At 60.7% G+C, this 24,024-nt stretch carries 26 protein-coding genes; 20 read left to right on the forward strand and 6 right to left on the reverse strand.

Annotation, left to right across the window (positions count from 1 at the left end; translation table 11 throughout):
- Window positions 1-5: 5 nt before the first annotated feature.
- The 7 genes from LQ249_RS06160 (at window position 6) to dacB (ending at window position 7,517) form a co-directional block, all read left to right on the forward strand.
- Window positions 6-641 (forward strand): response regulator transcription factor, encoded by a 636-nt coding sequence (locus tag LQ249_RS06160; protein ID WP_026140231.1) that lies wholly within the window; start codon window positions 6-8, stop codon window positions 639-641.
- 227 nt (window positions 642-868) lie between these two features.
- Complete coding sequence (locus LQ249_RS06165; protein ID WP_046384610.1) at window positions 869-1,507, forward strand: DUF1120 domain-containing protein; 639 nt, start codon at window positions 869-871, stop codon at window positions 1,505-1,507.
- Between the two features lie 100 nt (window positions 1,508-1,607).
- A complete protein-coding gene (locus LQ249_RS06170; protein WP_046385353.1) occupies window positions 1,608-2,078 on the forward strand; it encodes a nuclear transport factor 2 family protein in 471 nt (156 codons plus the stop codon).
- Between the two features lie 36 nt (window positions 2,079-2,114).
- A complete protein-coding gene (locus tag LQ249_RS06175) occupies window positions 2,115-2,390 on the forward strand; it encodes a GIY-YIG nuclease family protein (RefSeq protein WP_026140234.1) in 276 nt (91 codons plus the stop codon).
- 76 nt (window positions 2,391-2,466) lie between these two features.
- Window positions 2,467-3,402, forward strand: a complete 936-nt coding sequence (locus LQ249_RS06180; RefSeq protein WP_232566259.1) for a glutathione S-transferase family protein — start codon at window positions 2,467-2,469, stop codon at window positions 3,400-3,402.
- A 111-nt stretch (window positions 3,403-3,513) separates the two neighbouring features.
- Window positions 3,514-5,928 carry a TonB-dependent siderophore receptor gene (locus LQ249_RS06185; RefSeq protein ID WP_232566260.1) on the forward strand — a complete coding sequence of 805 codons (2,415 nt, stop codon included), beginning with the start codon at window positions 3,514-3,516 and terminating at the stop codon, window positions 5,926-5,928.
- A 131-nt stretch (window positions 5,929-6,059) separates the two neighbouring features.
- A complete protein-coding gene (gene dacB, locus LQ249_RS06190) occupies window positions 6,060-7,517 on the forward strand; it encodes a D-alanyl-D-alanine carboxypeptidase/D-alanyl-D-alanine endopeptidase (RefSeq protein ID WP_232566261.1) in 1,458 nt (485 codons plus the stop codon).
- A gap of 1 nt (window position 7,518) precedes the next feature.
- Here dacB and LQ249_RS06195 read toward each other — a convergent pair whose 3' ends face one another.
- A complete protein-coding gene (locus LQ249_RS06195) occupies window positions 7,519-8,298 on the reverse strand; it encodes an IclR family transcriptional regulator (RefSeq protein ID WP_046384607.1) in 780 nt (259 codons plus the stop codon).
- Window positions 8,299-8,417: 119 nt separating this feature from the next.
- On the opposite strand from LQ249_RS06195, the gene hmgA reads away from it, so the two are divergent.
- Genes hmgA through maiA form a run of 3 tightly spaced genes read left to right on the forward strand, consistent with a single transcriptional unit; the run spans window position 8,418 to window position 11,638 of the window.
- Entirely contained in the window at window positions 8,418-9,701 is a 1,284-nt protein-coding gene (gene hmgA, locus LQ249_RS06200; RefSeq protein WP_057004293.1) for a homogentisate 1,2-dioxygenase, read from the forward strand.
- 3 nt (window positions 9,702-9,704) lie between these two features.
- Window positions 9,705-10,991 carry a fumarylacetoacetase gene (fahA, locus tag LQ249_RS06205; protein WP_232566262.1) on the forward strand — a complete coding sequence of 429 codons (1,287 nt, stop codon included), beginning with the start codon at window positions 9,705-9,707 and terminating at the stop codon, window positions 10,989-10,991.
- A gap of 11 nt (window positions 10,992-11,002) precedes the next feature.
- Window positions 11,003-11,638, forward strand: coding sequence for a maleylacetoacetate isomerase (gene maiA / locus LQ249_RS06210; RefSeq protein ID WP_057004295.1), 636 nt, complete (start codon window positions 11,003-11,005; stop codon window positions 11,636-11,638).
- 15 nt (window positions 11,639-11,653) lie between these two features.
- Here the strand turns inward: maiA and LQ249_RS06215 are convergent, their stop codons facing one another.
- A complete protein-coding gene (locus tag LQ249_RS06215) occupies window positions 11,654-12,457 on the reverse strand; it encodes a SirB1 family protein (protein ID WP_046488617.1) in 804 nt (267 codons plus the stop codon).
- 185 nt (window positions 12,458-12,642) lie between these two features.
- Here LQ249_RS06215 and LQ249_RS06220 point away from each other — a divergent pair, with 185 nt between their 5' ends.
- Window positions 12,643-13,662, forward strand: a complete 1,020-nt coding sequence (locus tag LQ249_RS06220) for a Leu/Phe/Val dehydrogenase (RefSeq protein ID WP_017848678.1) — start codon at window positions 12,643-12,645, stop codon at window positions 13,660-13,662.
- A gap of 55 nt (window positions 13,663-13,717) precedes the next feature.
- On the opposite strand, the gene LQ249_RS06225 is transcribed toward LQ249_RS06220, so the two are convergent.
- Complete coding sequence (locus tag LQ249_RS06225) at window positions 13,718-13,978, reverse strand: YebG family protein (protein WP_010564043.1); 261 nt, start codon at window positions 13,976-13,978, stop codon at window positions 13,718-13,720.
- A gap of 248 nt (window positions 13,979-14,226) precedes the next feature.
- Between LQ249_RS06225 and LQ249_RS31690 the strand changes: the two genes are divergently transcribed.
- Together LQ249_RS31690 and LQ249_RS06235 are read left to right on the forward strand one after the other, a co-directional pair.
- Window positions 14,227-14,433 carry a hypothetical protein gene (locus LQ249_RS31690; RefSeq protein ID WP_442962249.1) on the forward strand — a complete coding sequence of 69 codons (207 nt, stop codon included), beginning with the start codon at window positions 14,227-14,229 and terminating at the stop codon, window positions 14,431-14,433.
- An 89-nt stretch (window positions 14,434-14,522) separates the two neighbouring features.
- Window positions 14,523-14,960 (forward strand): phosphate-starvation-inducible protein PsiE, encoded by a 438-nt coding sequence (locus tag LQ249_RS06235; protein WP_057004297.1) that lies wholly within the window; start codon window positions 14,523-14,525, stop codon window positions 14,958-14,960.
- 121 nt (window positions 14,961-15,081) lie between these two features.
- Here LQ249_RS06235 and LQ249_RS06240 read toward each other — a convergent pair whose 3' ends face one another.
- Window positions 15,082-16,299: a DNA cytosine methyltransferase gene (locus LQ249_RS06240; protein WP_082643817.1), complete on the reverse strand. Its 1,218-nt coding sequence runs from the start codon at window positions 16,297-16,299 to the stop codon at window positions 15,082-15,084.
- Window positions 16,300-16,389: 90 nt separating this feature from the next.
- Between LQ249_RS06240 and LQ249_RS06245 the strand changes: the two genes are divergently transcribed.
- Together LQ249_RS06245 and LQ249_RS06250 are read left to right on the forward strand one after the other, a co-directional pair.
- Window positions 16,390-16,641, forward strand: a complete 252-nt coding sequence (locus tag LQ249_RS06245; RefSeq protein ID WP_082643824.1) for a helix-turn-helix domain-containing protein — start codon at window positions 16,390-16,392, stop codon at window positions 16,639-16,641.
- A 1-nt stretch (window position 16,642) separates the two neighbouring features.
- Window positions 16,643-17,401: a hypothetical protein gene (locus LQ249_RS06250; RefSeq protein WP_232566263.1), complete on the forward strand. Its 759-nt coding sequence runs from the start codon at window positions 16,643-16,645 to the stop codon at window positions 17,399-17,401.
- A 435-nt stretch (window positions 17,402-17,836) separates the two neighbouring features.
- Here LQ249_RS06250 and LQ249_RS06255 read toward each other — a convergent pair whose 3' ends face one another.
- Window positions 17,837-18,154: a DUF3509 domain-containing protein gene (locus tag LQ249_RS06255; RefSeq protein ID WP_057004300.1), complete on the reverse strand. Its 318-nt coding sequence runs from the start codon at window positions 18,152-18,154 to the stop codon at window positions 17,837-17,839.
- A gap of 569 nt (window positions 18,155-18,723) precedes the next feature.
- Between LQ249_RS06255 and LQ249_RS06260 the strand changes: the two genes are divergently transcribed.
- Complete coding sequence (locus LQ249_RS06260) at window positions 18,724-19,134, forward strand: HPF/RaiA family ribosome-associated protein (RefSeq protein ID WP_046384600.1); 411 nt, start codon at window positions 18,724-18,726, stop codon at window positions 19,132-19,134.
- 54 nt (window positions 19,135-19,188) lie between these two features.
- On the opposite strand, the gene LQ249_RS06265 is transcribed toward LQ249_RS06260, so the two are convergent.
- The gene (locus LQ249_RS06265; protein ID WP_232566264.1) at window positions 19,189-20,709 is read right to left on the reverse strand and encodes an MFS transporter; all 1,521 of its coding nucleotides are present in this window, start codon (window positions 20,707-20,709) and stop codon (window positions 19,189-19,191) included.
- A 106-nt stretch (window positions 20,710-20,815) separates the two neighbouring features.
- Between LQ249_RS06265 and LQ249_RS06270 the strand changes: the two genes are divergently transcribed.
- From LQ249_RS06270 to LQ249_RS06285, 4 genes are all read left to right on the forward strand, one after another.
- Window positions 20,816-21,727 (forward strand): LysR family transcriptional regulator, encoded by a 912-nt coding sequence (locus LQ249_RS06270; RefSeq protein ID WP_026139741.1) that lies wholly within the window; start codon window positions 20,816-20,818, stop codon window positions 21,725-21,727.
- A 96-nt stretch (window positions 21,728-21,823) separates the two neighbouring features.
- Complete coding sequence (locus tag LQ249_RS06275; RefSeq protein ID WP_046384598.1) at window positions 21,824-22,126, forward strand: DUF3649 domain-containing protein; 303 nt, start codon at window positions 21,824-21,826, stop codon at window positions 22,124-22,126.
- On the forward strand, window positions 22,123-23,697 hold the full coding sequence (locus tag LQ249_RS06280; RefSeq protein ID WP_128191562.1) for a PepSY domain-containing protein: 1,575 nt from the start codon (window positions 22,123-22,125) through the stop codon (window positions 23,695-23,697). Before LQ249_RS06275 ends, LQ249_RS06280 begins: the two co-directional genes overlap by 4 nt.
- On the forward strand, window positions 23,698-24,024 hold the full coding sequence (locus LQ249_RS06285; RefSeq protein ID WP_108525912.1) for a DUF3325 domain-containing protein: 327 nt from the start codon (window positions 23,698-23,700) through the stop codon (window positions 24,022-24,024).

A 24,024-nucleotide genomic window follows, 5' to 3' on the forward strand; every position in this document is an offset into this window, starting at 1 on the left:
TGCTCATGCTTCGCGTAATTATTGCTGACGATCATCCCATCGTGCGTATCGGGCAGAAAGTGGTGATAGAAGCCAATGGCCGGTGCAAAGTTGTCGCCGAGGCCGACGGCCCGGATCAGTTGTTGGCGCTGGTGGACAGCACCCCGTGCGATATCCTGGTGACGGACTTCGCCATGCCGGGTAACCAGCAAGCCGACGGCTATGGCTTGCTCGGCCTGATGCGGCGCCGGCACCCGGACTTGCCGGTGATTCTGGTGACCATGTTTGCCAACGTCGCCACGTTGCGCGAATCGTTTGCCCAGGGCGCGCGGGCGATCCTGGCCAAAAGCGCGTCGGCCCGCGAACTGCCCCTGGCGATTGCCGCCGTCAGTGAAGGGCGCACCTTCGTCAGCGAGTGTCTGCGCGCACAACTGGCGGAGGCCGGGACGGGCAATCAGCAAGCCGTGCCGCAGTTGTCCGGCAAAGAGCGCGAAGTGGTGCGGATGCTCGCCAGCGGCATGACCGTCAGCCAGATCGCGGCGCGGGTCAACCGCAGCATCTCGACCATCAGCAAGCAGAAAAGCACCGCGATGACCCGGCTGTGCATCTCCACCGATGTGGATTTGTTCGCTTATGCGCGTGCGGCGGGCATGGTGCCGTAGAAAGTTGCAGTTTCATGACGGTGCTAGAGTGAGTCAGGCAGTGGCTGAGTATCGTATTACTTGTATTAAGTTTGAATGAGTTATCCCTTAACTTGCGATGGCTGTCCTGGCATTGTTTGGTCGGGGCATACACTTCATTCTAATAGTTTTGTCTTGCTGGCGAGTTAAAGTAAGCGCGTCTGTGCGCTTGCCTGGCTCATCAAGTAATGACCGAAAGTGAGCCTGTTATGCAACCGTCCCGTGTACTTGTTGCCGCCGCGTTTTTACTGGCCGGTGTTTCTAATGTAATGGCCGCATCCAGTGTGGATATCAGCGTGGTCGGTACTATCATTCCGTCGGCCTGTACGCCAACTTTATCTGATGCCGGTACGGTGGATTATGGGAAGATCTCGATCAACGATTTTCCTAGACTGGGGGAGATGGTACTGCCAGCGGCGACGATAAACTTGGAGGTTACTTGTGACGCGCCGACTTTGATGGCAGTCAGGAGTCTGGACAATCGAGCCGGAACTGCGGCTGTTCAATCACCGTCACATGACCCGCTCACCGTGTATGGTTTGGGCTTGGCAAGTGGTGGGCAAAAGATCGGCAGGTACGAACTTAAGATGAACGATGTGACAGCCGACGAACAACCGAGAGTCGTGATTGAGTCCATCGATAAAGAGACGTGGTTTGCTGCCGATAACGCAACGTGGCAACCACGTTGGCTGCGCACCGTGAGTAACGGTAATATAATTCCCGTGGCAGTGACGACCCTTAAGACAGACCTGATGTTGAGTACAGTCCTCGCGCCCAAAGACTCTCTGCCGGGTGAGGAAGAAATCCAGATAGACGGCAGCGCCACTTTGGACGTTATCTACCTTTAACCCCGCCAGGCATCACTTATTCTCGTGACGAATAACCATGGCTTTCCCGTGTTACGAGGATTATCGTTCAGCACCCCTGACCATCGTGCGAATGTTGCCCATGAGTGATGCCCACAACGTCCTGATCACCGAGTTCTATACGGCCTTCCAACATCTGGATGCCGAAGCCATGGCCGCCTGCTACACCGACGACGTGGTGTTCAGCGACCCGGCGTTCGGCGAGCTGCGCGGGCGCGATGCCGGGGATATGTGGCGCATGCTCACCACGCGGGCCAAGGACTTTTCCCTGACCTTCGACCACGTGCGCAGTGACGACAGTACTGGCAGCGCCCATTGGGTGGCGACGTACCTGTTCAGCGCGACCGGCAACACGGTGGTCAACGACATCGGCGCACGCTTCGTGTTTCGCGACGGCAAGATCTGCGAACACCACGACCACTTCGACCTGTGGCGCTGGTCGCGCCAGGCCCTGGGCCTCAAGGGGCTGCTGCTGGGCTGGTCGCCCGCGCTGAAAAACGCCGTGCGCGCCCAGGCGCTCAAAGGCCTGAGGGCATTTCAGGCCAGTCGTTGATAAGATTGGCGCTCTTCTGGCAGGCCGAATCGACCCGTGACTGATCTTCCTGAACCCAAGCCCTGGTTCGTGTACCTGGTGCGTGCCGCCAACGGCTCGCTGTATTGCGGCATCAGCAATGACCCGCTGCGCCGGTTTGCCTCCCATCAAAGCGGCAAGGGCGCGCGGTTTTTCCTCTCCAGCCCCGCCGTCGCGCTGGTGTACACCGAGCAGTGTGCAAGCAAGGGCGAGGCGCTGCGCCAGGAACGCTTGATCAAGAAATTGAAGAAGAGCGCCAAGGAATGCCTGGCGGCGAGTGGCTCATTGACCTGATTGATGGGGGCCTATTTCACCCACGCGTGATTTTGCAGGCTAAGCTGAATGCTCATTTAATTGAGCGGAGCCTGGCATGTCTGAGTTGATCCTGCACCACTACCCGCAATCCCCTTTCGCGGAAAAAGCCCGCCTGCTCCTGGGCTTCAAGGGCTTGTCCTGGCGCTCGGTGCTGATCTCGCCGGTGATGCCCAAGCCTGACCTGATCGCCCTCACCGGCGGCTATCGCAAGACTCCGGTGCTGCAGATCGGCGCCGACATCTACTGTGACACAGCACTGATCGCGCACCGCCTGGAACAGGAAAAAGCCGGGCCGGCGCTGTTTCCCCAAGGCCTGGAACTGCTCGCCCAGGGGTTCGCCGCCTGGGCCGATTCGGTGGTGTTTGCCCATGCCGTGGCCTTGGTATTCCAGCCCGAATCCCTGGCGGCCAAGTTCGCCAAAGTGCCGCCCGAAATGCTCAAAGTGCTGGTGGCCGATCGTGCCAAGCTGTTCAGCGGCGGCACCGCAGCCCGTCTGCATCTGGAGCAGGCCAAGCATCAATGGCCGGCGATCATCAGCCGCATCGACCAGCAATTGCAGCACCAAGAGGGAGATTTTCTGTTCGGTGAGCCTTCGATTGCCGACTTTGCCCTGGCCCATCCGCTGTGGTTCCTCAAAGGCTCGGTGGTGACCGCGCCGTTGGTTGACGCACATCCCGCCGTTGCCACCTGGCTCGACCGGGTGCTGAGCTTTGGCCATGGCACCGCCACCGAGATGAGCACCGAGCAAGCCCTTGACGTAGCGCGTCACGCCACCCCGGCGGCGTTGCCCGCTGAAGTGTTCGAGGACTTGAATGGCTTCACGGCCGGCCAGCAGGTGAGCATTGCGGCCACCGACTACGGTACCGACCCGGTGCTCGGTGAGTTGTTGTTTGCCGGCCGCGAAGAACTGATCCTGCGCCGTACCGACGAACGCGGCGGCACCGTGCATGTTCACTTCCCGCGCCTGGGTTTTTGCATTCAGGCGCAATAAAACCGGATTATTTTCAACCGGAGGTGAGGTAAACCCGACGCCCATCCGTGTAGTGCTTGAAACTGCGATCTATTCGCATTAACAGCGTTTTCTACACGGGTGCTCACAAGCATGAAATCGACGGCGGGCGGTTGGGTTAAACAGTGGCTGGGAGCCTCGGTCTTGACGGTATCGGGGCTGGCACTGCTGCCCCTGAGTGTGGCGCAGGCGCAGGAACAACAAAGTGCCCAGTTCAACTTTGCCCTGACGGCCAAGCCGCTGCCCCAGGCGCTCAGCGATTTCAGCCGGGTCACCGGGCTCAGTGTGATCTACACCGACGAAGCCCCCTACGGCCTCAATGCCCCGGCCGTCAGCGGCCCGATGAGCGCGACCCAGGCCTTGCAACGCCTGTTGGGCGGCTCCGGTTTTACCTTCCGCCAGATCGACGCCCGCACCCTGGCCCTGGAGCCGGTGCCCAGCGACGGCGCGCTGAACCTGGGCGCCACCACCATCAGCGCGGTCGCCGAACCCGCTGACAGCACCAGCTACCAGCCGCCACCCACCAGCTCGGTCATGCGTTCCCGTGGCCTGCTGCTGGAGACCCCGCAAACCGTCAACGTAGTGCCCGCCCAAGTGCTGCGTGATCAACAACCGCGCAACCTGGATGACGCCCTGGCCAATATCAGCGGGATCACCCAGGCCAACACCCTCGGCAGCACCCAGGATGCGGTGATGCTGCGCGGCTTTGGCGACAACCGTAACGGTTCGATCATGCAGGACGGCATGCCCGTGGTGCAGGGCCGGGCGCTGAACGCTACGGCCGAACGGGTTGAAGTGCTCAAGGGCCCGTCGTCGCTGCTGTATGGCATCCAGGACCCGGGCGGCGTGGTCAATATCGTCAGCAAAAAGCCGCAGTTGCTGCAGTCCACCTCCTTGACCGTCCGTGGCTCCACCTTCGGCAACGGTAAGAACGGCAGCGGCGGCAACCTCGACACCACGGGGCCCATCGGCGACAGCGGGCTGGCGTATCGCCTGATCGTCGACCACGAGGACGAAGACTACTGGCGCAACTACGGCACTCACCGCGAGAGCCTGATCGCTCCATCCCTGGCCTGGTATGGCGACACCACCCAGGTGGTGTTCGCTTACGAACACCGCGAGTTTCTCTCGCCGTTCGACCGCGGCACCGCCATCGACCCCAAGACCAATCACCCGTTGGACATCCCCGCCACCCGGCGCCTGGATGAGCCGTTCAACAACATGGAAGGCCGCTCTGACCTGTATCGCTTGGAGGCCGATCACGACCTGAACGACGACTGGAAGGCGCACGTCGGCTACAGCTGGAACCGCGAAACCTATGACGCCAGCCAGGTGCGCGTCGCCTCGGTGAATGCCGACGGCACCTTGACCCGCAGCATGGACGGCACGCGTGGCGCACTGACCACCGACCGCTTCGCCACGGCCAGCCTGGAAGGCAAGGTCAAGCTGGGCGGCATGCAGCATGACCTGGTGTTCGGCCTCGACGATGAGTACCGCAAGATCTATCGCGCCGAACTGATCCGCCAGGCGCAGCGCAGTGCCTTCAGCTACGTCAATCCGGTGTATGGCAACGATGTGCAAGGCACCACGGTGAGCGCCAAGGACAGCGCGCAGACCGACTTGCTGCGCAGTGACTCACTGTTCTTCCAGGATGCGATTCACCTGACCGACCAGTGGATTCTGGTGGGGGGCGCGCGCTATCAGATGTACGACCAATACGCCGGCAAAGGCGTGCCGTTCAAGGCCAATACCGACGGCAATGGCCAGAAATGGGTGCCGCGTGCCGGCCTGGTGTACCGCTACACCGACGAGCTGTCGTTTTACGGCAGCTACACCGAGTCGTTCAAACCCAACTCGACCATTGCCGCGCTGAACGATGGCAGCGTGCTTCAGGGCGACCTGCAGCCGGAGCAATCCAAGGCCTGGGAGCTGGGGACCAAACTCGACATACCGGGGCGCATCACCGCCAGCGCGGCGCTGTTCGATATCACCAAGCGCAACGTGCTGGTGTCCGTCGGCTCCGGTGTCGACACGGTCTACAGCGTGGCCGGCGAAGTGCGCTCCCGTGGCCTGGAGCTGGACGCCAGCGGCCAGCTCAGCGAGCGCTGGAGCCTGATCGGCAGCTATGCCTATACCGATGCCGAAGTCACCAAAGACCCGGCGCTGCAAGGCAAGCGCCTGCAGAACGTGGCCAAGCACACCGGTTCGTTGTCGGCGGTGTACGACGTCGGCAGCCTGATCGGCGGGGATGATCTGCGCGTCGGTGCTGGCGCGCGTTACGTCGGCCAGCGCGAAGGCGATGCGAATAACAGCTTCAATCTGCCGGGTTATACCGTGGCCGATGTGTTCGCCTCCTACAACACCAAAATCGAAGGGCAGAAGGTCAAGTTCCAGCTCAACGTGAAGAACCTGTTCGATCGCACCTACTACACCTCGGCGGCCAGCCGGGTGTTTGTGTCGATGGGGGATGCGCGGCAGGTGTCGGTGTCCAGCACGCTGGAGTTCTGAGCCGGCGGCGAGGGCAGTGGTCGAGCCTGTCAGGGGCGCTTCGCCCCCCCAGCGCGAGCACGCTCTCTCGCCACAAACGGCATGAGCTGTTAGCGTTGCCGCCACTGACGGCTTTGCGGAAAACGGTACTGATGCGGTTTGCACGAGGGTTACACACCAGCGCGATGCTGGTCGGCTTGAGCGTTTTATTGGGGGGCTGCGCCAGCGTTGCGCCGACCGCCGGCCCTTCAACCCTGGACCGCCTGTTGGCCGACCCGGCCCTCAATGGCGCCACGGTTTCACTCGTGGTGCGCGACGCCCGCAGCGGCAACACGCTTTATCAACACAACCCGCGCACGCGGCTGGTGCCGGCCTCCAACCTCAAGCTGCTGACCACCGCAGCGGCGATGGACGTGCTGGGCCCGCAGTATCGGTTTTCCACCCAACTGCTGAGCAACGGCACGCAGCAAGGCGAACGCCTGAACGGCAACCTGTACCTGCGCGGCCTGGGCGACCCGACCACGCAGTTCGCCGATTACCAGGCACTCGCCGCGCAACTGGCGAGCCAGGGCGTGCGTCAGGTGCAGGGCGACCTGGTGTTCGATGACAGCTGGTTCGATGCACAGCGCCTCGGCGTGGATTGGGCTCAGGACGATGAAAGCACCTACTACGGCGCGCAGATTTCGGCGCTGACCGTGTCACCCAATTCTGATTTTGATGCGGGCACCTTGATGGTCACCGCCACCGCGCCCATGAGCCCCGGCCAGCCGGTCAGTGTGGCGATCAGCCCGGCCACCGATTACGTGCAACTGAGCAACCGCGCGGTGAGCGGCCCCGGCAACAGCTATGGGATCACGCGCCAGCACGGCACCAACCTGCTGCAACTCACGGGCGCGCTGGCGCCGGGCAAGCACAGCCGGCAATGGGTGAGTGTGTGGGAACCGACGCAACTGGTGGCCAATCTGTTTGAACAGGCGCTGGCGCAGCAGGGCATCCAGGTGCTGGGCCGGCGAGTGATCGGAGGCAGCAGCCCGGCGACGGCGCGGCTGCTGGCGGAGCATCAATCGGCCCCGTTGCAGGAACTGATCACGCCGCTGCTCAAACTTTCGAACAACAACATGTCCGAAGCCTTGCTCAAGGCCATGGGCCGCCAGACCGCGAACGCCGGAACCGCGCAGGCGGGCGTGGCGGCGGTGGCGGCCTTCATGCGGCGCCAGGGGTTGGACCCGGCGAGCCTGAATCAGGTGGACGGTTCGGGGTTGTCGCGGCGCAATCTGGTGTCGGCGCAGACGCTCACCGACCTGCTGCTGGCGACGTCCAGGCAACCCTGGTTCGACGCGTGGTACAACGCCTTGCCGATTGCCGGCAACCCCGCGCGCATGAGCGGCGGCAGCCTGCGTTATCGCCTGCGCGGCACGCCGGCGCAAGACAACCTGCATGCCAAGACCGGCTCCATGGGCGGCGTGTCGTCATTGAGCGGTTACCTCACCGACGCCCACGGGCGGCGCCTGGTGTTTTCGATGATCAGCAACAACTACCTGAGCGACGCCGCACCGGTCCGCGCTCTGGAGAACCGCCTGGCGGTCGCCCTGACGCAATGGCGCGACTGACTCAGGGCTGGTAGCCCATCCGCCAACTCACCGCCCGGGTCGCCGCCAGCAGGCGCTGCGCCGCCGGGCCGTCTTCATCGGCATGGAACAGCGAGGTGGGGCCGACCACGGTCATCACCGCAGCCACCTGGCCGACCGCGTTGAACACCGGCGCCGACAACGCATCCACACCCGGCATCAGCAGGCCATGCACAAAGTGCAAGCCACGCGCGCGGATCTGTTCGCAGGCGCTGGCGTAGGCCTGGTCGTCCGCCAGGGCGTGGGCGATGCCCGCCTGGATCTCGCGCTCGCGCAATTCGATGGTTTCCCGCGCTGGCAAAAAGGCGCTGAACACCAGTCCGGTGGATGAACTGAGCAGCGGCAACACCGAACCCAACTGCGTCACCACGGTGACCGCGCGCACCGCCGGTTCGATCTGCACCACGGTCGCACCCTGGTTGCCCCACACCGCCAGGAAGCAGGTTTCATTCAATTCGTCGCGCAGCTCGGCCAGGGGCAGGGCGCCGACTTTGAGCACGTCCATGCTGCCCAGTGCGGCGAGGCCCACGCGCAATGCTTCGCGACCCAGGCCGTAATGGTTGGTGGCGCTGTTCTGCTCGGCGAACCCCGACGCGATCAGGGCCTGGAGATAGCGGTGAACCTTGCTCGCCGGCATCTGCACATGCTCGGCCAGGCGCGACAGCGAGGTGGAGGGCGACAGTTCGGCCAGGGCCTTGAGGATGTCGGTGCCCACTTCGGCCGAGCGGACTTTCTGTTTACCGGTGTCGCGGGGCTTTTCCATGGGGCAACGGGAATCCGAGAGATGAGTGGGCGTCTTTATAGCTTGACGGTCGACAGCGATCAAATTACGTTATGCGTAACTGGATTACGATAAAAACAACTTCCGTCAGAGGATGATCCATGAACCTCGAATACCTCTCGGGCTTCGGCAATGAATTCGCCAGCGAAGCCCTGCCCGGCGCGCTGCCGGTCGGCCAGAACTCCCCGCAAAAAGCGCCTTACGGCCTGTACACCGAACTCTTCTCCGGCACAGCCTTCACCATGGTGCGCAGTGAAGCGCGCCGTACCTGGTTGTATCGCATCCAGCCGTCGGCCCATCATCCGGCGTTCGTCAAACTGGAGCGACAACTGGCTGGAGGGGCGCTGGGCGCGGTGACGCCGAATCGGCTGCGTTGGGACCCGTTGGCGATACCGAGCGAGCCGACCGACTTCATCGATGGCCTGGTCGGCATGGCGGCCAATGCCGGGGCGGAGCAACCGTCGGGCATCAGTATTTACCATTACGGCGCCAACCGTTCGATGCAGCGCGTGTTCTTCAACGCCGATGGCGAGCTGTTGATCGTGCCCGAGCAGGGCCGCTTGCGTATCGCCAGCGAACTCGGGGTGCTGGAGGTCGAGCCGTTGGAAATTGTCGTGCTGCCACGCGGCCTGAAATTCCGCGTCGAACTGCTGGATGCGCAGGCGCGCGGTTATGTCGCCGAAAACCACGGCGCCCCGCTGCGCCTGCCGGACCTCGGCCCGATCGGCAGCAACGGCCTGGCCAACCCGCGTGATTTTCTGACCCCGGTTGCTCACTACGAAGACCGCCAGCAGCCGACGACCCTGGTGCAGAAATTCCTCGGCGAACTGTGGGCCTGCGAACTCGACCATTCGCCCCTCGACGTCGTGGCCTGGCATGGCAACAACGTGCCGTACAAATACGACCTGCGTCGGTTCAATACGATCGGCACGGTGAGTTTCGATCATCCCGACCCGTCGATCTTCACCGTATTGACCTCGCCCACCAGCGTGCATGGCCTGGCCAACCTCGATTTCGTGATCTTCCCGCCGCGCTGGATGGTGGCCGAGAACACCTTCCGGCCGCCGTGGTTCCACCGCAACCTGATGAACGAATACATGGGCCTGATCCAGGGGGCCTACGACGCCAAGGCCGAAGGCTTCCTGCCCGGTGGCGCGTCGTTGCACAGCTGCATGAGCGCCCACGGCCCGGATGGCGAGACCTGCACCAAGGCGATCAATGTCGAGCTGGCCCCGCACAAGATCGATGACACCATGGCGTTCATGTTCGAGACCAGCCAAGTGCTGCGCCCGACGCGCTTCGCCCTGGACTGCCCGCAACTACAATCTGCTTATGATGCGTGCTGGGCCTCGCTGCCCGTCACCTTCGACCCGAACCGGAGATAACCCATGACGCAATCAACGCTCGCCCGCAGTTGGGTCACCAGCGCCAACGGTCATCGTGATTTTCCCCTGCAAAACCTGCCGCTGGGGGTGTTCAGCATCAACGGCGCGGCGCCGCGCAGTGGCGTGGCGATCGGCGACTGCATTCTCGACCTGCTGGCCGCCCGCGATGCGTTTGACGGTGAAGCGCTGCGCGCCGTCGATGCCACTGCCGGCGGGCAGTTGAACGCGTTCTTCGAGCTGGGCCGTGGCCCGCGCGTGGCCATGCGCGAGCGCCTGTTGGCATTGCTCGGGGAGGGCAGCCCGCTGCACGCACGCGAGGCCGAAGTGCTGCACCGCGCCGCCGATTGCCAGATGCACCTGCCCGCCAAGATCAATGACTACACCGATTTCTACGTTGGCATCGAACACGCGCAGAACGTCGGCAAACTGTTCCGCCCCGACAACCCGCTGCTGCCCAACTACAAGTACGTGCCGATCGGTTATCACGGCCGTGCATCGACCATTCGCCCGTCCGGCACCGAGGTGCGCCGCCCCAAAGGCCAGACCCTGCCGGCCGGCCAGACCGAGCCGAGCTTCGGCCCCTGCGCGCGGCTGGACTACGAGTTGGAGCTGGGCATCTGGATCGGCCAGGGCAATGCCATGGGCGACTCGATTGCCATTGGCGAGGCGGCCGAGCACATTGCCGGTTTCTGCCTGCTCAACGACTGGTCGGCGCGGGATATCCAGGCCTGGGAGTACCAGCCGTTGGGGCCGTTCCTGTCGAAGAGTTTTATCACCAGTATCTCGCCGTGGGTGCTGACGGCCGAAGCGCTGGCGCCGTTCCGCCAGGCACAACCGGCTCGTCCCGCAGGCGATCCGCAGCCGCTGCCGTACCTGCTGGATCAACGCGATCAGGCGGCGGGCGCGTTCAATATCGAGCTGGAGGTGCTGCTGACCACGGCGTCGATGCGTGAACAGAACCTGCCGGCCCAGCGCCTGACCCTGAGCAACACCCAGTACATGTACTGGACCGTGGCGCAAATGGTTGCGCATCACAGCGTCAATGGCTGCCAGTTGCAGGCCGGCGATCTGTTCGGTTCGGGCACCTTGTCCGGGCCGCAGCCGGGGCAGTTCGGCAGCCTGCTGGAGATCACCGAGGGCGGCAAGAAGCCGATTGAACTGGCGTCGGGCGAGGTGCGTAAATTCCTCGAAGACGGTGATGAAATCATCCTGCGCGGCCGTTGCAGCCGTGACGGTTTTGCCTCCATCGGCTTCGGCGAATGCCGTGGCACGGTGGTCGCGGCGCGCTGAGGGGCAGGGCGATGGAGCTTTACACTTACTATCGGTCCACTGCGTCGTACCGGGTACGGATCGCGCTGGCGCTCAAGGGCCTGGATTTCACCGCCGTGCCGGTCAACCTAGTGGCGCCGGCGGGCGGCGCCCATCGCCAGCCGGAGTACCTGGCGATCAACCCGCAAGGTCGCGTCCCGGCGCTACGCACCGATGACGGCGAACTGTTGATCCAGTCGTCGGCGATCATCGAATACCTGGAGGAATGTTATCCACAGGTGCCGCTGCTGTCCCAGGACCTGGCAGCCCGCGCCCATGCGCGCGCGGTGGCGTCGATCATCGCCTGTGACATTCACCCGCTGCACAACTCCAGCACCCAGAACCTGTTGCGCCAGTGGGGCCATGATGAAACCCAGGTGCTGGCCTGGATCGGTCATTGGATCAGCCAGGGCTTGGACGCGGTCGAGCAGTTGATTGGCGATCACGGGTTTTGCTTTGGCGAGCAGCCGGGGCTGGCGGATGCGTTTCTGATTCCGCAGCTGTATGCCGCCGAGCGCTTCAAGGTGGCGTTGGCGGGGTATCCGCGTATCGGGCGGGTGGCGGCTTTGGCGGCGCAGCATCCGGCGTTTATCCAGGCGCACCCTGCCAACCAGCCTGATACACCCTAGACGCGCTCGTTGTGTTCAGTGAATCACCGAGTTGGGCGGCAAGTGGCCCAGCCGCTGGGTCAGGCGCAGGCGCTGGATCGGGTCTTCGCTGAGCAGCAGCGCGTGCTCCAGGTCGAAACGCTCGGCGCTTGGGCAGTCCAGGCGTTGATACAGGCTGGCCCGCGCCAGGTAATCGGCGGCGCTGGCATGGCCCAGTTCCAGCACGCGCTCGGCGTCGACCAGGGCGGCCAGCGGGTCGTCATTGGAGAGGTACAACTGGCGCAGGTTGCGCGACAGCCGTTGCAGGATCGAGCGTGGGCTGGCGGTGCGCAGGTGGTCGGCCTGCAGCTTGAGGTCAGGGCCGTATTGGCGTTGCAACAGTTCGCGGCAATCGTTGGGGTACAGGCGTCGGCCGCCGCAAGGGTCGAGCAGGTGATCGGCGCCGGGTACCCGCAGCAGGAAGTGGCCGGGGAAGTTGACGCCGACCATCGGGATATTCAGGCGTTGCGCCAGTTCCATCGCGATCAGCCCCATGGCCAGGGGTTGTCCGCGCTTGCGCTGCAACACCTTGTCCAGCAGCGCGGCGGCGGGGCGCAGCGGGGTGAAGTCATCCTGGGCGAACCCGAGGTCATTCAGGCGTCGCAGCAACGGCTGGCCGAGCTCATCCGCCGGCAACAGGGGCATGCCCAGGCTGACCTGCTGTTGCAGCACGTTGAGCTCCTGCAGGATCAACAGCGGTTGCACCGTTGGGTCATGCTCGGCCGCAATCCACAGCGCAGCTTCAAACAGCGCAGGGGGCGAACGTTCCAGGCAGGCGAAAAAGGCGTGACGGGGGTTCATTGCATTCTCCGGCGGATGCTCCCGTTTTAGCCTTGCTGAGAATTTTCGTCCAGTAGCTTGAGAGATATCCTACTTGCTTATGTCGCAGGCCCCGCAAAACCGGGTGGCTTATTCCCGCGCACTTCGGCAGTTTTCTGCCGCAGGCCTATACTTGGCGACACCAGAAGTGATTCGGGAGCTTGACGATGTTTGCTCTCATGCACAGCACCCGCCTTGAATCGCTGCACCTAAGCATCGACCCGACGACCGGGTTGAAGGCGATCATAGCCATCCACAACAGCCGCCTGGGGCCTGCCCTGGGTGGTTGTCGTTACCTCGCATATCCCGACGACGAAAGCGCGGTGGCCGACGCCGCACGCCTGGCCCAAGGCATGAGCTACAAGGCCGCCCTGGCGGGTTTGCCGGTAGGCGGCGGTTGCGCCGTGATCCTGCGCCCCGCCCATGTGGAAAGCCGCGCAGCCCTGTTTGAAGCCTTCGGGCGATGTGTCGAGCAACTTGATGGCCGCTATATCACCGCCATCGACAGCGGCACCTCGGTGGCCGACATGGATTGCATTGCCCAGCAAACCCGCTTCGTCACCAGCACCACCGCCGCCGGCGACCCTGCGCCCCATGCCGCCATGGGCGTATTCGCCGGTATCCGCACCACCGCGATGGCGCGCCTGGGCAGCGACAATCTCGAAGGCTTGCGCGTGGCGATCCAGGGCCTGGGCAACGTCGGTTACGCCCTCGCCGAACAACTGCATGCCGCCGGCGCCGAACTGCTGGTCAGCGACATCGACCAAGGCAAAGTGCAACTGGCCATGGAGCAACTCGGCGCACACCCGATCGCCAATGACGCCTTGCTCAGCACCCCCTGCGACATCCTCGCGCCCTGCGGCCTCGGCGCCGTGTTCAATCGCAACAGCGTCGGCCAACTGCGTTGCGCCGCCGTGGCCGGTTCCGCCAGTGCGCAACTGACCAACCTGCAAGTCGCCGACCAGTTGGAAGGGCGCGGCATCCTCTACGCCCCGGACTATGTGATCAACTCCGGTGGCCTGATCTACGTCGCCCTCAAACACAGCGGCGCCGAACTGCCGACCATCACCGCGCACCTGTCGAACATCGGCACGCGCCTGACCGAAATCTTCGCCCACGCCCAGGCCGAAAAACGCTCCCCCGCACGGGTCGCCGATGAACTGGCCGAGCGCCTGCTTTACCGCTAGCCCACGCATTAAAAAGGCCCTGAATCATCGATTCAGGGCCTGTTCAATTCGGGCTTTATTCCGCCGGCGGGTTCAGCAACTCGGACAGCGCGTCCGGTTGGCTCTTGAACGCCTTGGCAAAGACATCGCGGTTTTTCGCCATGTAGATCCCGGCCTCTTCAACCTGCTGCTCGCTCAACGACGGCACGGCTTTTTGCAACACTTCTGCGAGCAACTCAGCGAGTTCAAGCATCTTGTCATGACGGTCAGCTTCGGCTTTATCCATGAACAAACGCTCCAGATCTCGGCTGCTGCGGTATACCACTTCGACGGCCATTCACCACCTCACATGCCTTCACGATAGTTGTCTTTTGCGACTACTGTATTTATATACAGCTAAAAGGGTAAGCCAAACCGTGGGGTTTGGGTAGCAGTTTTTTAATGTAGCCCGGAAATACAGGTTTGGAGTGTCTCATGTCACCCCGCCATCATCTTACCCCTGCCGCTGGCCTTTTTTCTGCATGCAGAACAACCGTCACGTCCAAGCGGCACTATCCGGTCGAGCCGACCTAAGGAAGCATCATCGTGAAAATCAACCGGGTCGAAAAGCTGCGTCAGAATGTCCACGGGCTGGCTGAGTCGCTGGGCAATCTGTTTGTCGAGACGTTCGACTACCTGGCGTTGGGCGCCATGTTCTGGATTTACTTCAAGAGCAAGGTCAAGTTTACTTATATCCTTAACGTTGGCCTGTTTTTAGGAAGAACTCCGCAAGATCAATTTGTTACTGTGTAGCCTCGGATACGGGGGCTGGATGAGCCGTGCGGTAGAGGCAATGCGTGGTCTTTTTTTTCGGTTTGACGTGCGATGGGGAGTGGGAAGTTATGAAGTGGGCAGATCGGATGCGGGTGCGGCTTCATGCTGGGGCTAATAGCTTAGGGAACCTGAGTGTAGAGTTTTTTCACTATCTAGCATTGTTCGCAATTGGCGCAATCACCGTATGGGCGGGTATTTCGGCGTTTGTTGATATGCTGCATCAAGAGAAAGTCAGTGTCGATGACATCTTGCTGCTTTTCATTTATCTCGAATTACTCGCCATGTCGGGTATCTATTTTAAAACGAATCATATGCCATTGAGGTTCCTCCTTTACATTGGAGTGACGGCATTGATTCGGCTACTGATTAGCGATGTGTCGCACCACAAAGCTCCTGATGAAGGGATTCTGTATATCAGTGGCGGCGTTCTGCTTCTCGCTTTTTCGATTCTGGTTGTAAGATATTCTTCGTCAAAATATCCATCCGTGAAAGAAAGGAGTGATTGAGTATCAAGGTTGTTTTGGGATTGAGTATTTTTGTTGTTGGGGGTAATTCAATATGCTGAGACTGTTTATTGTATGACGGTGGTGACTATGAAGGAGGATTTTCCTTCATAGTTACGTTGAATTATTGCGTCAGATGGCTAAGGCTATCCTTATCTAATAGATCCGCTATCGCCTGTCCAAAAGCCTGAGCCATAAGAGGGGGGACAGCGTTGCCTATCATCTGAGACACAGGGTTTATCAAATCAGGAAATACAAAGTCGTCATCGAAGCTTTGCAACCGCGCGGCCTCACGCATGGTAATTGCTCTATCCTCGACTGGATGTGCGAATCTACCCGAACCGACATGGTAAACCCATGTGGTGATTGTCAATGCCGGCTCGTTCCAGTCGAGCCTTCTATAAGCACTGCCATAGAAGCTTCGAGTTTGTAAGCTTTCATCGACATGTTTCATTCTGCCTGTACCTACCGCGTTGATACGCTGTAAGCTCTTTTCACTGAGAATTCTCGCAATATGGTTGCGAACTTCACCTGATTTTGAACGCATCAAGGTCGCAAACGCATTCTGACTTTTCCTGTTGTAGGGGAGTCGTGTCCCTTGTACATAAGAGGGTTCAGGAAGGTCACCAATCGCATCGCTGACAGTGTTGTAAGGCTTGTCGGCAATAAGGTCCAGTTGGTTGCTGCTGGGTTTGACATGCGTAGGGGTAGGGAAAGGTAGCTTCGATGTTGGGATATCCATATAGCCGCGATGGATGCCAATAAATATTACCCGGTTGCGGATTTGAGGCACTCCATAATCGGCCGCGCAAACTTTTCTGTAATCGGCGGTGTAACCCAACTCATCTAATCGCTTTAATAAGTCTTCGGCAAATCGCCCTCCACCGAAACTCAGAAACTCTCTAACGTTTTCAATAAGAACAACCTTAGGCCTCAAGGTCTCAATGGTGCTCAAAAATGCACGGTATAAATGGTTTCTCGGGTCGTCATAGAAGCGTTTTACCCCGCACTCCTCGTACTGCCGAACGCCATTTCTACTGAAACCTTGGCAGGGTGGGCCACCCACCAATAGGTCCAGTTCTCCGGGAGTATCCAAGCCTGTAGGGCGTAGCCAATCACTGATGTTCTTTGTTGCGTCTGGTCCCGCTATTTCTCTTATATCGCCTTGGTACGAAAGTGGCGGAGACCCTGCTGAATTGAGATGGTTGGCCACAAATGTCCGTATTGGATGTGCTTCTATCTCGATCCCAGCTTCAATTGAGTAGCGCCCAGTGCGCTCAAGTCCCCTGCTGATTCCACCGCACCCACAAAAAAGGTCAATAACGCGATATTTTTTTTTCATTTCAAAAGGTACTGATAGTCCGTGGATTCATGGTCTTCATGTCCGGACTATACGCATCTCATGAGAGGGGTGCAAATGACAGCTGACGATATGTGGGGGGCCAAGGTAAAACAGGCTTTTGGTGATCGACTCCGGGATCTACGCCATCAGCTATCTATTACCCAAGAAGGCTTGGCGCTCCGGTGTGGACTTGACCGTAGCTATGTCGGTCAAGTCGAGAGAGGGGAGCGGAATATTAGTCTTGAAAATATTTATAGACTTGCGGAGGGGTTGGGCATTCCTCCCAGCGAACTACTAGTGGAATTAGACGGTTTAACCAAGAATACAAGTTCTGGAGTGTAAGGTGAGCTATCTCTCGAAAGATCAGCTGGTGGAGCTGTCACGTCTGCTTAGAACTTTTTTCTGTTTGCCGTACTCGACCGATTTGGATGGCAAGGATGCAGAAACGTTAATCAGAATCGTAAAGAAAGCAGTTGGCCCCAGGTCGAAACGCAAGGAGCTTTTCGATATTATCGATGGGGATGTTGGGTATTCTGTTAAAACTTTATTCAAAAGTCCCAATGCGGTCAGGGTGGATCTTCAAGAGCAGCGATTTTGTGATGTGGATGAAGTTCGGGTTTTGCGTGCGGCGGGTGGTGATAATGCCGCAGCTCAAGGGAAAATACTTTTGAGCTATATGTACTCTCGAATCAAGGAGCAGATGGATGCGCGCGGTATAAAAACTGCTAAATCCTTAATTCTTTTGAAACACTGGAATGTCAGTCGTACCGAGTTTGAGTTTGTTTATTGGGAAGAGGATTTTTTAGGGTTTGTCGAAAACCTGCTTGTTCGTGACGAGGCAGGCGAAATTGAATGGGTGATTCAAGGTGCGGGTCTCCATGCCAGGGACCGGTTGAGGCTCGCCCAGAAACGCGGCAAGAGCGAATCAGATCCTGAGGCCGTCAGGATGCTGAGAATGCATTATAAGCATAACCAGATATTTACAGATCACGATATTCCAGTGGGGGCTGACAGGATTTCGTTTTCCGCTTCTCCCTTGTCGTGGGATGATACGAATAGTTTGATCGATCTACACTTTGCTAATCAGCTTCGTGCTAATTAGTGCATAGATGTCGAGCTGGTTTTCCAGCTCGAATTTCTTTCCTGTTGCATTCTCTCGTTCGCTGGATTATTGGAAGTTATTCCGTTCGCGTATTGGTGCTTTATTGAGGCTTCGGCTGAACAGCTCATTGCATCAAGGGCCGATAATTACGCGGGATACGTCTGGACGGTCAGCGTTTATTTCTTAAATATAGCTGTTCTACCGAACGCTATCGATTATTGAAATATAGAGAAGTCAGTGTGAGTTTAAGGCGCGTTTCGAGTAAGAAACAGCTAGTCGATGGCTTGATGCACTCGAGAATGAATCGTCCATCCCTCTCGCGCAGTTCTGCCAGTCTCGGTGGTGATCAAAAACGTACCCATGGTTATTCTTCGGCGTTTCCGTCGGTGAAGGTGCAAGGCCCGCGCCGCATGGGTGAGAGCCCTGAAACAGCGTTTAAAACCTGACGCTCAAGGGCTGGGCGCGGGTGGGCGGTCGCTGCAACAGCTTGTGACTGTCCCCGTCCGTCATCACTGCCAGGATTTCCATGGCGCTGTGGCCCTGCTCGATGGCAATGCCGAACTGGATGCTTTGCACCAGGCGCTTGAGCCGTTGCGGGTCGTTGCGTTGTGCGGCGCTGATCATGCGCTTGACCACCACGCCCTGCTCATTCGAGAGGGTCAGCATGATGCTGCCATCCAGGCGCTGGATGCTCAGGTTGACCCGGTATTGTGGGGTGAAGGTGTCGGTGATGATCTGAAAAGGATTGTCCATGGTGCGTTACCGCCTGATAAGAACATGCAGTCATTGACGACCGAGGTCTGGATTAGTTCGCGTTGCCTGACCACCGGCCACTCCGTCGCTGAGGGTTCACAACATCCGTTTGCCTCATCAGCTGTACAGCAAGGGCCGTGCCGTACAGCGACCTGTCTGACGCTGGAACACACCTGTGGGAGAGGGCTGGCCCGCGATTGCGGGGGATCAGCTCATGAATCCTCGGCTGAGAGACGGCTATCGCGGGCGAGCCGGCTCCCACGTGGGTTGGTGTCGTGCTTTGTTTCAGGGCAATAGCGAGAATGCGGTGCATGATTGGTCGGCGGCGCAAGCAGGCGCGCGCGGGGCAACGATGAAGATTGCGGGGGGTAGGAAGATGTAACTAACTCCCCACCCTACCAGCGTTTTTGCTTGTAGTCAGGGTTAATTTGTAATGTTGGATTTATCTTTTCAAAGGGGTTGAATTGTTTCTCTGACTGCTCAATTGTGTAATCAAGAGGTCATGGTTTCACCACCCCGGTGTTGCAGTTTGTGACCTCTCGCGAGCTAGCTGAAATAAGGGAAGAACTATGCAAATCCAAGTCAATAGCGATAACCATATTGAAAGCAGCATCCGACTGGAGGAGTGGGTACGTAATACCATTGAAAGCACGCTCGAACGTTATGAAGAAGACCTGACCCGCGTTGAGGTCTACCTGCGGGATGAGAACGGCGACAAGCCCGGTCCCCACGATTTAAGCTGCCGCCTGGAAGCACGGCCAAAGGGCCATCAACCGCTTTCGGTGCTGCATAAAGCCGATACGCTGGAACTGGCGATCGACGGTGCCGCGACCAAGCTGGACCATGCGTTGGAACACCTGTTCGGCAAACTGCAAGGCAAGCCACGCGCTGCCGCGAAAAATGTGCCGGCCAACAAAGTGAATGATGACGCGCTTGAAGAGGAATTCCTGGAAAACGAAAACGCTGCAATTAACAGCTGACAGTTTTTTCATTCCCCACTGAGAACGGGCCTGCAGATGCAGGCCCGTTTTTGTTTACCTGCTGCGTCGGAAAAAATACCCGCTCAACCACGCCAACCCACACGCCCCTACGCCCGCAAACAACATCGCCCAACCTGCGCCGTGGCGCAGCGCCGCTTGGGCATCCGCGCGCGCCAGCCCCATCGAGCTCAGCACTTCCAGCTTGCCCGCTGCAATGTGCTGACTGATCGCGGGCCAATCCAGTGCGCTGGTTTCGGGCAGCACTTCGGCCAGTTGATGGCTGATCCCCAGCAAGAGCACCAAACCCATCAGCGCAATATTCAGCGCCAGGGTGATCAGCCGCGCACTGAGGTCGATACCCGAGGCCATGCCGGCGCGATCCGCCGAGACCGAGCCGGTGGTGGTGTTGGTGGTCGGTGAGTTGGTCAGCGCCAAGCCCACGCCGGCCATCGCGCAACTGAACAGCACCAGCACGATGTTTGGATGCGCGGCGCCATTGGCAGCGGCCATGGCCAGAAAACCGGTGCCCATCACCCCCAGGCCCAGCGGGATGATGCGTGCGGCGCCGTAGCGCAGGGCCAGGCGTTCGGCCAGCGGCGGTACCAGCAATGTGGGCAGGGTATAGGCGAGCAGGGCGCTGCCGGTGGTCAGGGTGTCGTAGCCCAGGCCCGCCTGGAAGTACAACGGCAGGTAGATCATGAACGGCCAGAAGCTGAAGTTCATGCCGATCGACCCCATCAACGCGCCGTTGAAGCGTTGGATGCGAAACACCGAAAAATCGAACATCGGATGGGCGCTGCGCCGCTCAATCAAGCTGAACAGCAGCAGCGCGGCCAGCGACAGGCCGGCCCAGCCCAGCATGGCCGGTGCGCCAAAGCCATTCTCGGTGCCTTGGGTGATGAAATAAACCAACGCAAACACCGACAGCGTCAAGGTGAGCATGCCGGCGATATCGAGGCGATGGCTGGCCGGGTCGCGCGACTCCTGCACGCTGACATGCAGCAGCACCAGAGTCAGCAAGGTCAGCGGCACATGTACGAGAAACACCCAGCGCCAGTCCGCCACCGCCAGGATCAACGCCCCGACCATCGGCCCGAAGCCCAGGCCCAGGCCCGCGAGCACGCCCCACACCGCAAAAGCCCGCGCCCGCGCCGCCGGTTCACGGAACTGGTGCGACAAAATCGCGAACTGGCAGATCATCATCGCCCCGGCGCCCACGCCCTGGACGAAACGCGCCGTGATCAGCTGGGACGCGTCTTCAGCCAGCCCGCAGGCCAGTGAGGCCAAGCCAAACAGCCACAGGCACAGCACCAGCATGCGTCGCCGGCCAAAGCGGTCGGCCAGCGTGCCGGCAGCCATCAGTACGCTGGTGCAGGCCAGGGTGTAGGCGTTCATGATCCATTGGGCATCCTGGAAACCCGTGCCCAATTGTTGTTCCAGCGTGGGCAGGATCACCGGCACGCTGGAGATTTCCAGGCCGAACATCAGCGCCACCAGGCACACGGCGGTGAGGGCGAGCGCGTTTCTGGCGGAGCTTGATGGGCTGACAGCCGATACAGCGACGGCGGGAGGCATGGGGTCTTCCTTTCGAGAGGTGGAGCGTGTCATTCTCGCGGGAAGTAGATTCTTTATTCGTGACAAGTTTTCCTTCAATCAGGGAATCAAAGGCGACAATTACAGCATGGCCACCCCACGTTTTGATGGCGTTGAACTCTTTCTGCAGATCGTCGAGAGCGGCAACCTGACCGAAGCCGCCGAACGGCTGAACCTCACCCGTTCGGCCGTGGGCAAAGGCTTGGCGCGCCTCGAGGCGCGCCTGGGCACGTGCCTGTTGCAGCGCTCCACCCGCCGCCAGCGGTTGACTGAGGACGGGCAGGCTTATTACGAGCATTGCCTGCGCGCGCTGGCCGAGCTGGAAGCGGCCGAATCTGTGCTCGAAAGCGGTCGGCAGCAGCCTCGCGGGCGCTTGAGGGCGAGCCTGCCGCTGGCTTTCGGGCATCACTACGCGGCGCCGGCGTTGTGGGGTTTGCTGGACCGTTTTGCGCAGTTGGAGATTGATATTTCGTTTTCTGACCGGCTGATCGACGTGGCCCAGGAAGGCTTCGACCTGGCGGTGCGAATCGGCGCGTTACCCGACACCGACCGCTTGAGCGCGCGGCGCCTGGGCGAACAGGCCATCGGCCTGGCGGCGGCGCCGGCGTATTTGCGCCGCGTCGGTCGAATCGAGTGTCTCGAGGATTTGGCCGGGCACCGCGGCATTGCCTACCGCTGCAATGCGCCACGCCTGGAGTGGGAACTCAATGATGCCCAAGGCCGCCCGCACCGCGCGCGGGTCGCCTCGCCGCTGATGATGGACGACCTCCAGGCCGTGGCCGATGCCGCCATCGCTGGCGTGGGCCTGGCCTGGTTGCCGAGCTGGCTGATCGCGCACTATGTGCTGCGCGGGCAGTTGGAAGCGGTACTGCCGAGCTACCGCGAGCAACCCGCGCCGATCCATGTGATCTGGCCCACCGCGGCGCACATGCCGGCCAAGACGCGCTGCGCCATCGACGCCCTGGTCGCGGGCACCCCGAGTTGCCTGGCGGGCAGCTAGATCTCACGCCTTCGAGCAGGTGATTCATCCGTTCTCTTTTGCTTATGAGAATATTTATCATTAATATTGCGCTCTGATGAACCTGGCGCTCCCCGCATGAAAAGCAAAACCTCGCTTCCCGCCGCTTACCGCCTCGCTGTCACGTCACGCGCATTGGCCGCTGTGGTCGGCGGCTATCTGATGGCGTCTCTGGCCGCCGTCTGCCTGGCGCTGTGGCTGCCCACGTCCCGCGCCGACGCAGTGATCACCGGGATGATGAGTTCGTTTGTGTTCTACCTGTTGGCGGTGCTGTGGTGCTTTGCCTGCCGCACGGCATGGCGTGCCTGGTGTGGCGTGATGCTGCCGAGCGCGTTGTTCGCGACCCTGGCAGGTGTGGGTGTATGGATGGCACGCACATGAAAGAAGGATTCCGCCAGGCCATGGCCTGGTTGCACACTTGGGCCGGACTGATCTTTGGCTGGCTGCTGTTTGCGATTTTCCTGACGGGCACCTTGTCGTATTTCAAGGATGAAATCAGCCATTGGACCCAGCCCGAAGTGCAGGCCAGGCCGTTGGACGATGGGCGCAGCCTCGCGGTGGCCCAAGCCTACCTGCAGCAGCAGGCGCCCACCGCCGCGCGCTGGATTATTACCTTGCCGAACAGCCGCGACCCTGGCCTGTCGGTGATGTGGCAAGACAAGGTCGACCCGGGCAAACGCGGCAACTTCATCCAGAAAGTCCTCGACCCGGTCAGCGGCCAAGCCGTGCAAGCCCGCGAAAGCATGGGCGGCGAGTTCTTCTATCGCTTCCACTTCCAGCTGCAAATGCCGTACCCCTGGGGCCGCTGGTTATCCACCTTCGCCGCGATGGTGATGTTGGTCGCGTTGATCACCGGCATCATCACCCACAAAAAAATCTTCAAGGACTTCTTCACCTTCCGCCCCCGCAAGGGCCAGCGCTCCTGGCTCGACGGGCATAACGCCGTGGGCGTGCTGGTGCTGCCGTTTCATTTGATGATCACCTACAGCAGCCTGGTGATCTTCATGAGCATGGTCATGCCGGCCCCGATCGTGGCCTCTTACGGCAACGACAGCCGGGCCTTCTTCAACGAGGTGTTCCCCGCCACCGACAACGCCCCGGCGCTGGGCCAGCCCGGCACATTGTTGCCGTTGCTGCCGATGTACGAACAGGCGCGGGCGCAGTGGGCGGGCGGGCATGTCGGGCGTTTGGTGGTGAATAACCCGAGTGATGCGAATGCCTCGGTCAATGTGGTCCGCGCCGGCGCCGACCGCGTGGTGCATGATTTCGGCAGCACCGTGTCGTTCAACGGCAGTACCGGCGAGCGGCTGCGGGTCAGCGCCGAGCAATCGCTGCCGGCGGCGATCGGTGGCAGTTTCTATGGCCTGCACATGGGCCGTTTCGCCGGCCCGGTGTTGCGCTGGCTGTATTTTATCTGTGGGCTGGCGGGCACCGCGATGATCGGCACCGGCCTGGTGATCTGGCTCGGCAAGCGCCAGCTCAAGCACGCCAAAACCGGCGGCATGCCGTTTGAGCTGCGCCTGGTCGAAGTGCTCAATATCGCCAGCATGTCCGGGTTGTTGATCGCCATCGCGGCGTTCTTCTGGGCCAACCGTTTGTTGCCGGTGAGCTTCGCCCAGCGCGCCGACTGGGAAGTGCAAATGTTCTTTATCGCGTGGGGCCTGAGCCTGTTGCACGCCATGCTGCGCCGAGGGCGCCAGGCCTGGGTCGAGCAACTGAGCGTTGGCGCGCTGTTGTTTGGCGCGATCCCTGCGCTCAACGCGCTGACCACCTCGCACCACTTGGGCGTGTCACTGGCGACGGGCGACTGGGCCATGGCCGGCTTCGACCTGACGTGCCTGGGCAGCGGGGTATTCCTCGCCTGGGCCGCCTGGAAGATGCACCACCGCACGGCGCCCCAGCCCAAGGCCGAACGGGCGCGCGCGCTCACTCTCAAACCGGAGGCGCATTGAATGCTGCTTGCATGGCTGATGTGCTACGTCGGGTTTACCGCACTGTGCCTGTCCACCGACCGTCACCATGGCGAACTGCTGCGCAGCAAGCCGTCGCCGCGCCGCCGCCTGGGGTTGCGCGCGGTCGGTGGGGGGGGCTTGACGCTATCGATCTGGCCAGCGGTGGCTGCCTCGGGGTGGGCCCAAGGCCTGGTGGAGTGGTGCGCGGTGTTGATGCTCAGCGCGCTGCTGCTGGTGCTGCTGTTGCCGTATTGGCCGAGGTTGGCCTTGAGCCTGGCGGGCGTCGGCCTGCTGGCCGGTCCCGTCGCAGCCTTTGCCACCCTGTGA

It is taken from the genome of Pseudomonas sp. 7-41 (assembly GCF_021233075.1).
GTDB lineage: Bacteria > Pseudomonadota > Gammaproteobacteria > Pseudomonadales > Pseudomonadaceae > Aquipseudomonas > Aquipseudomonas veronii.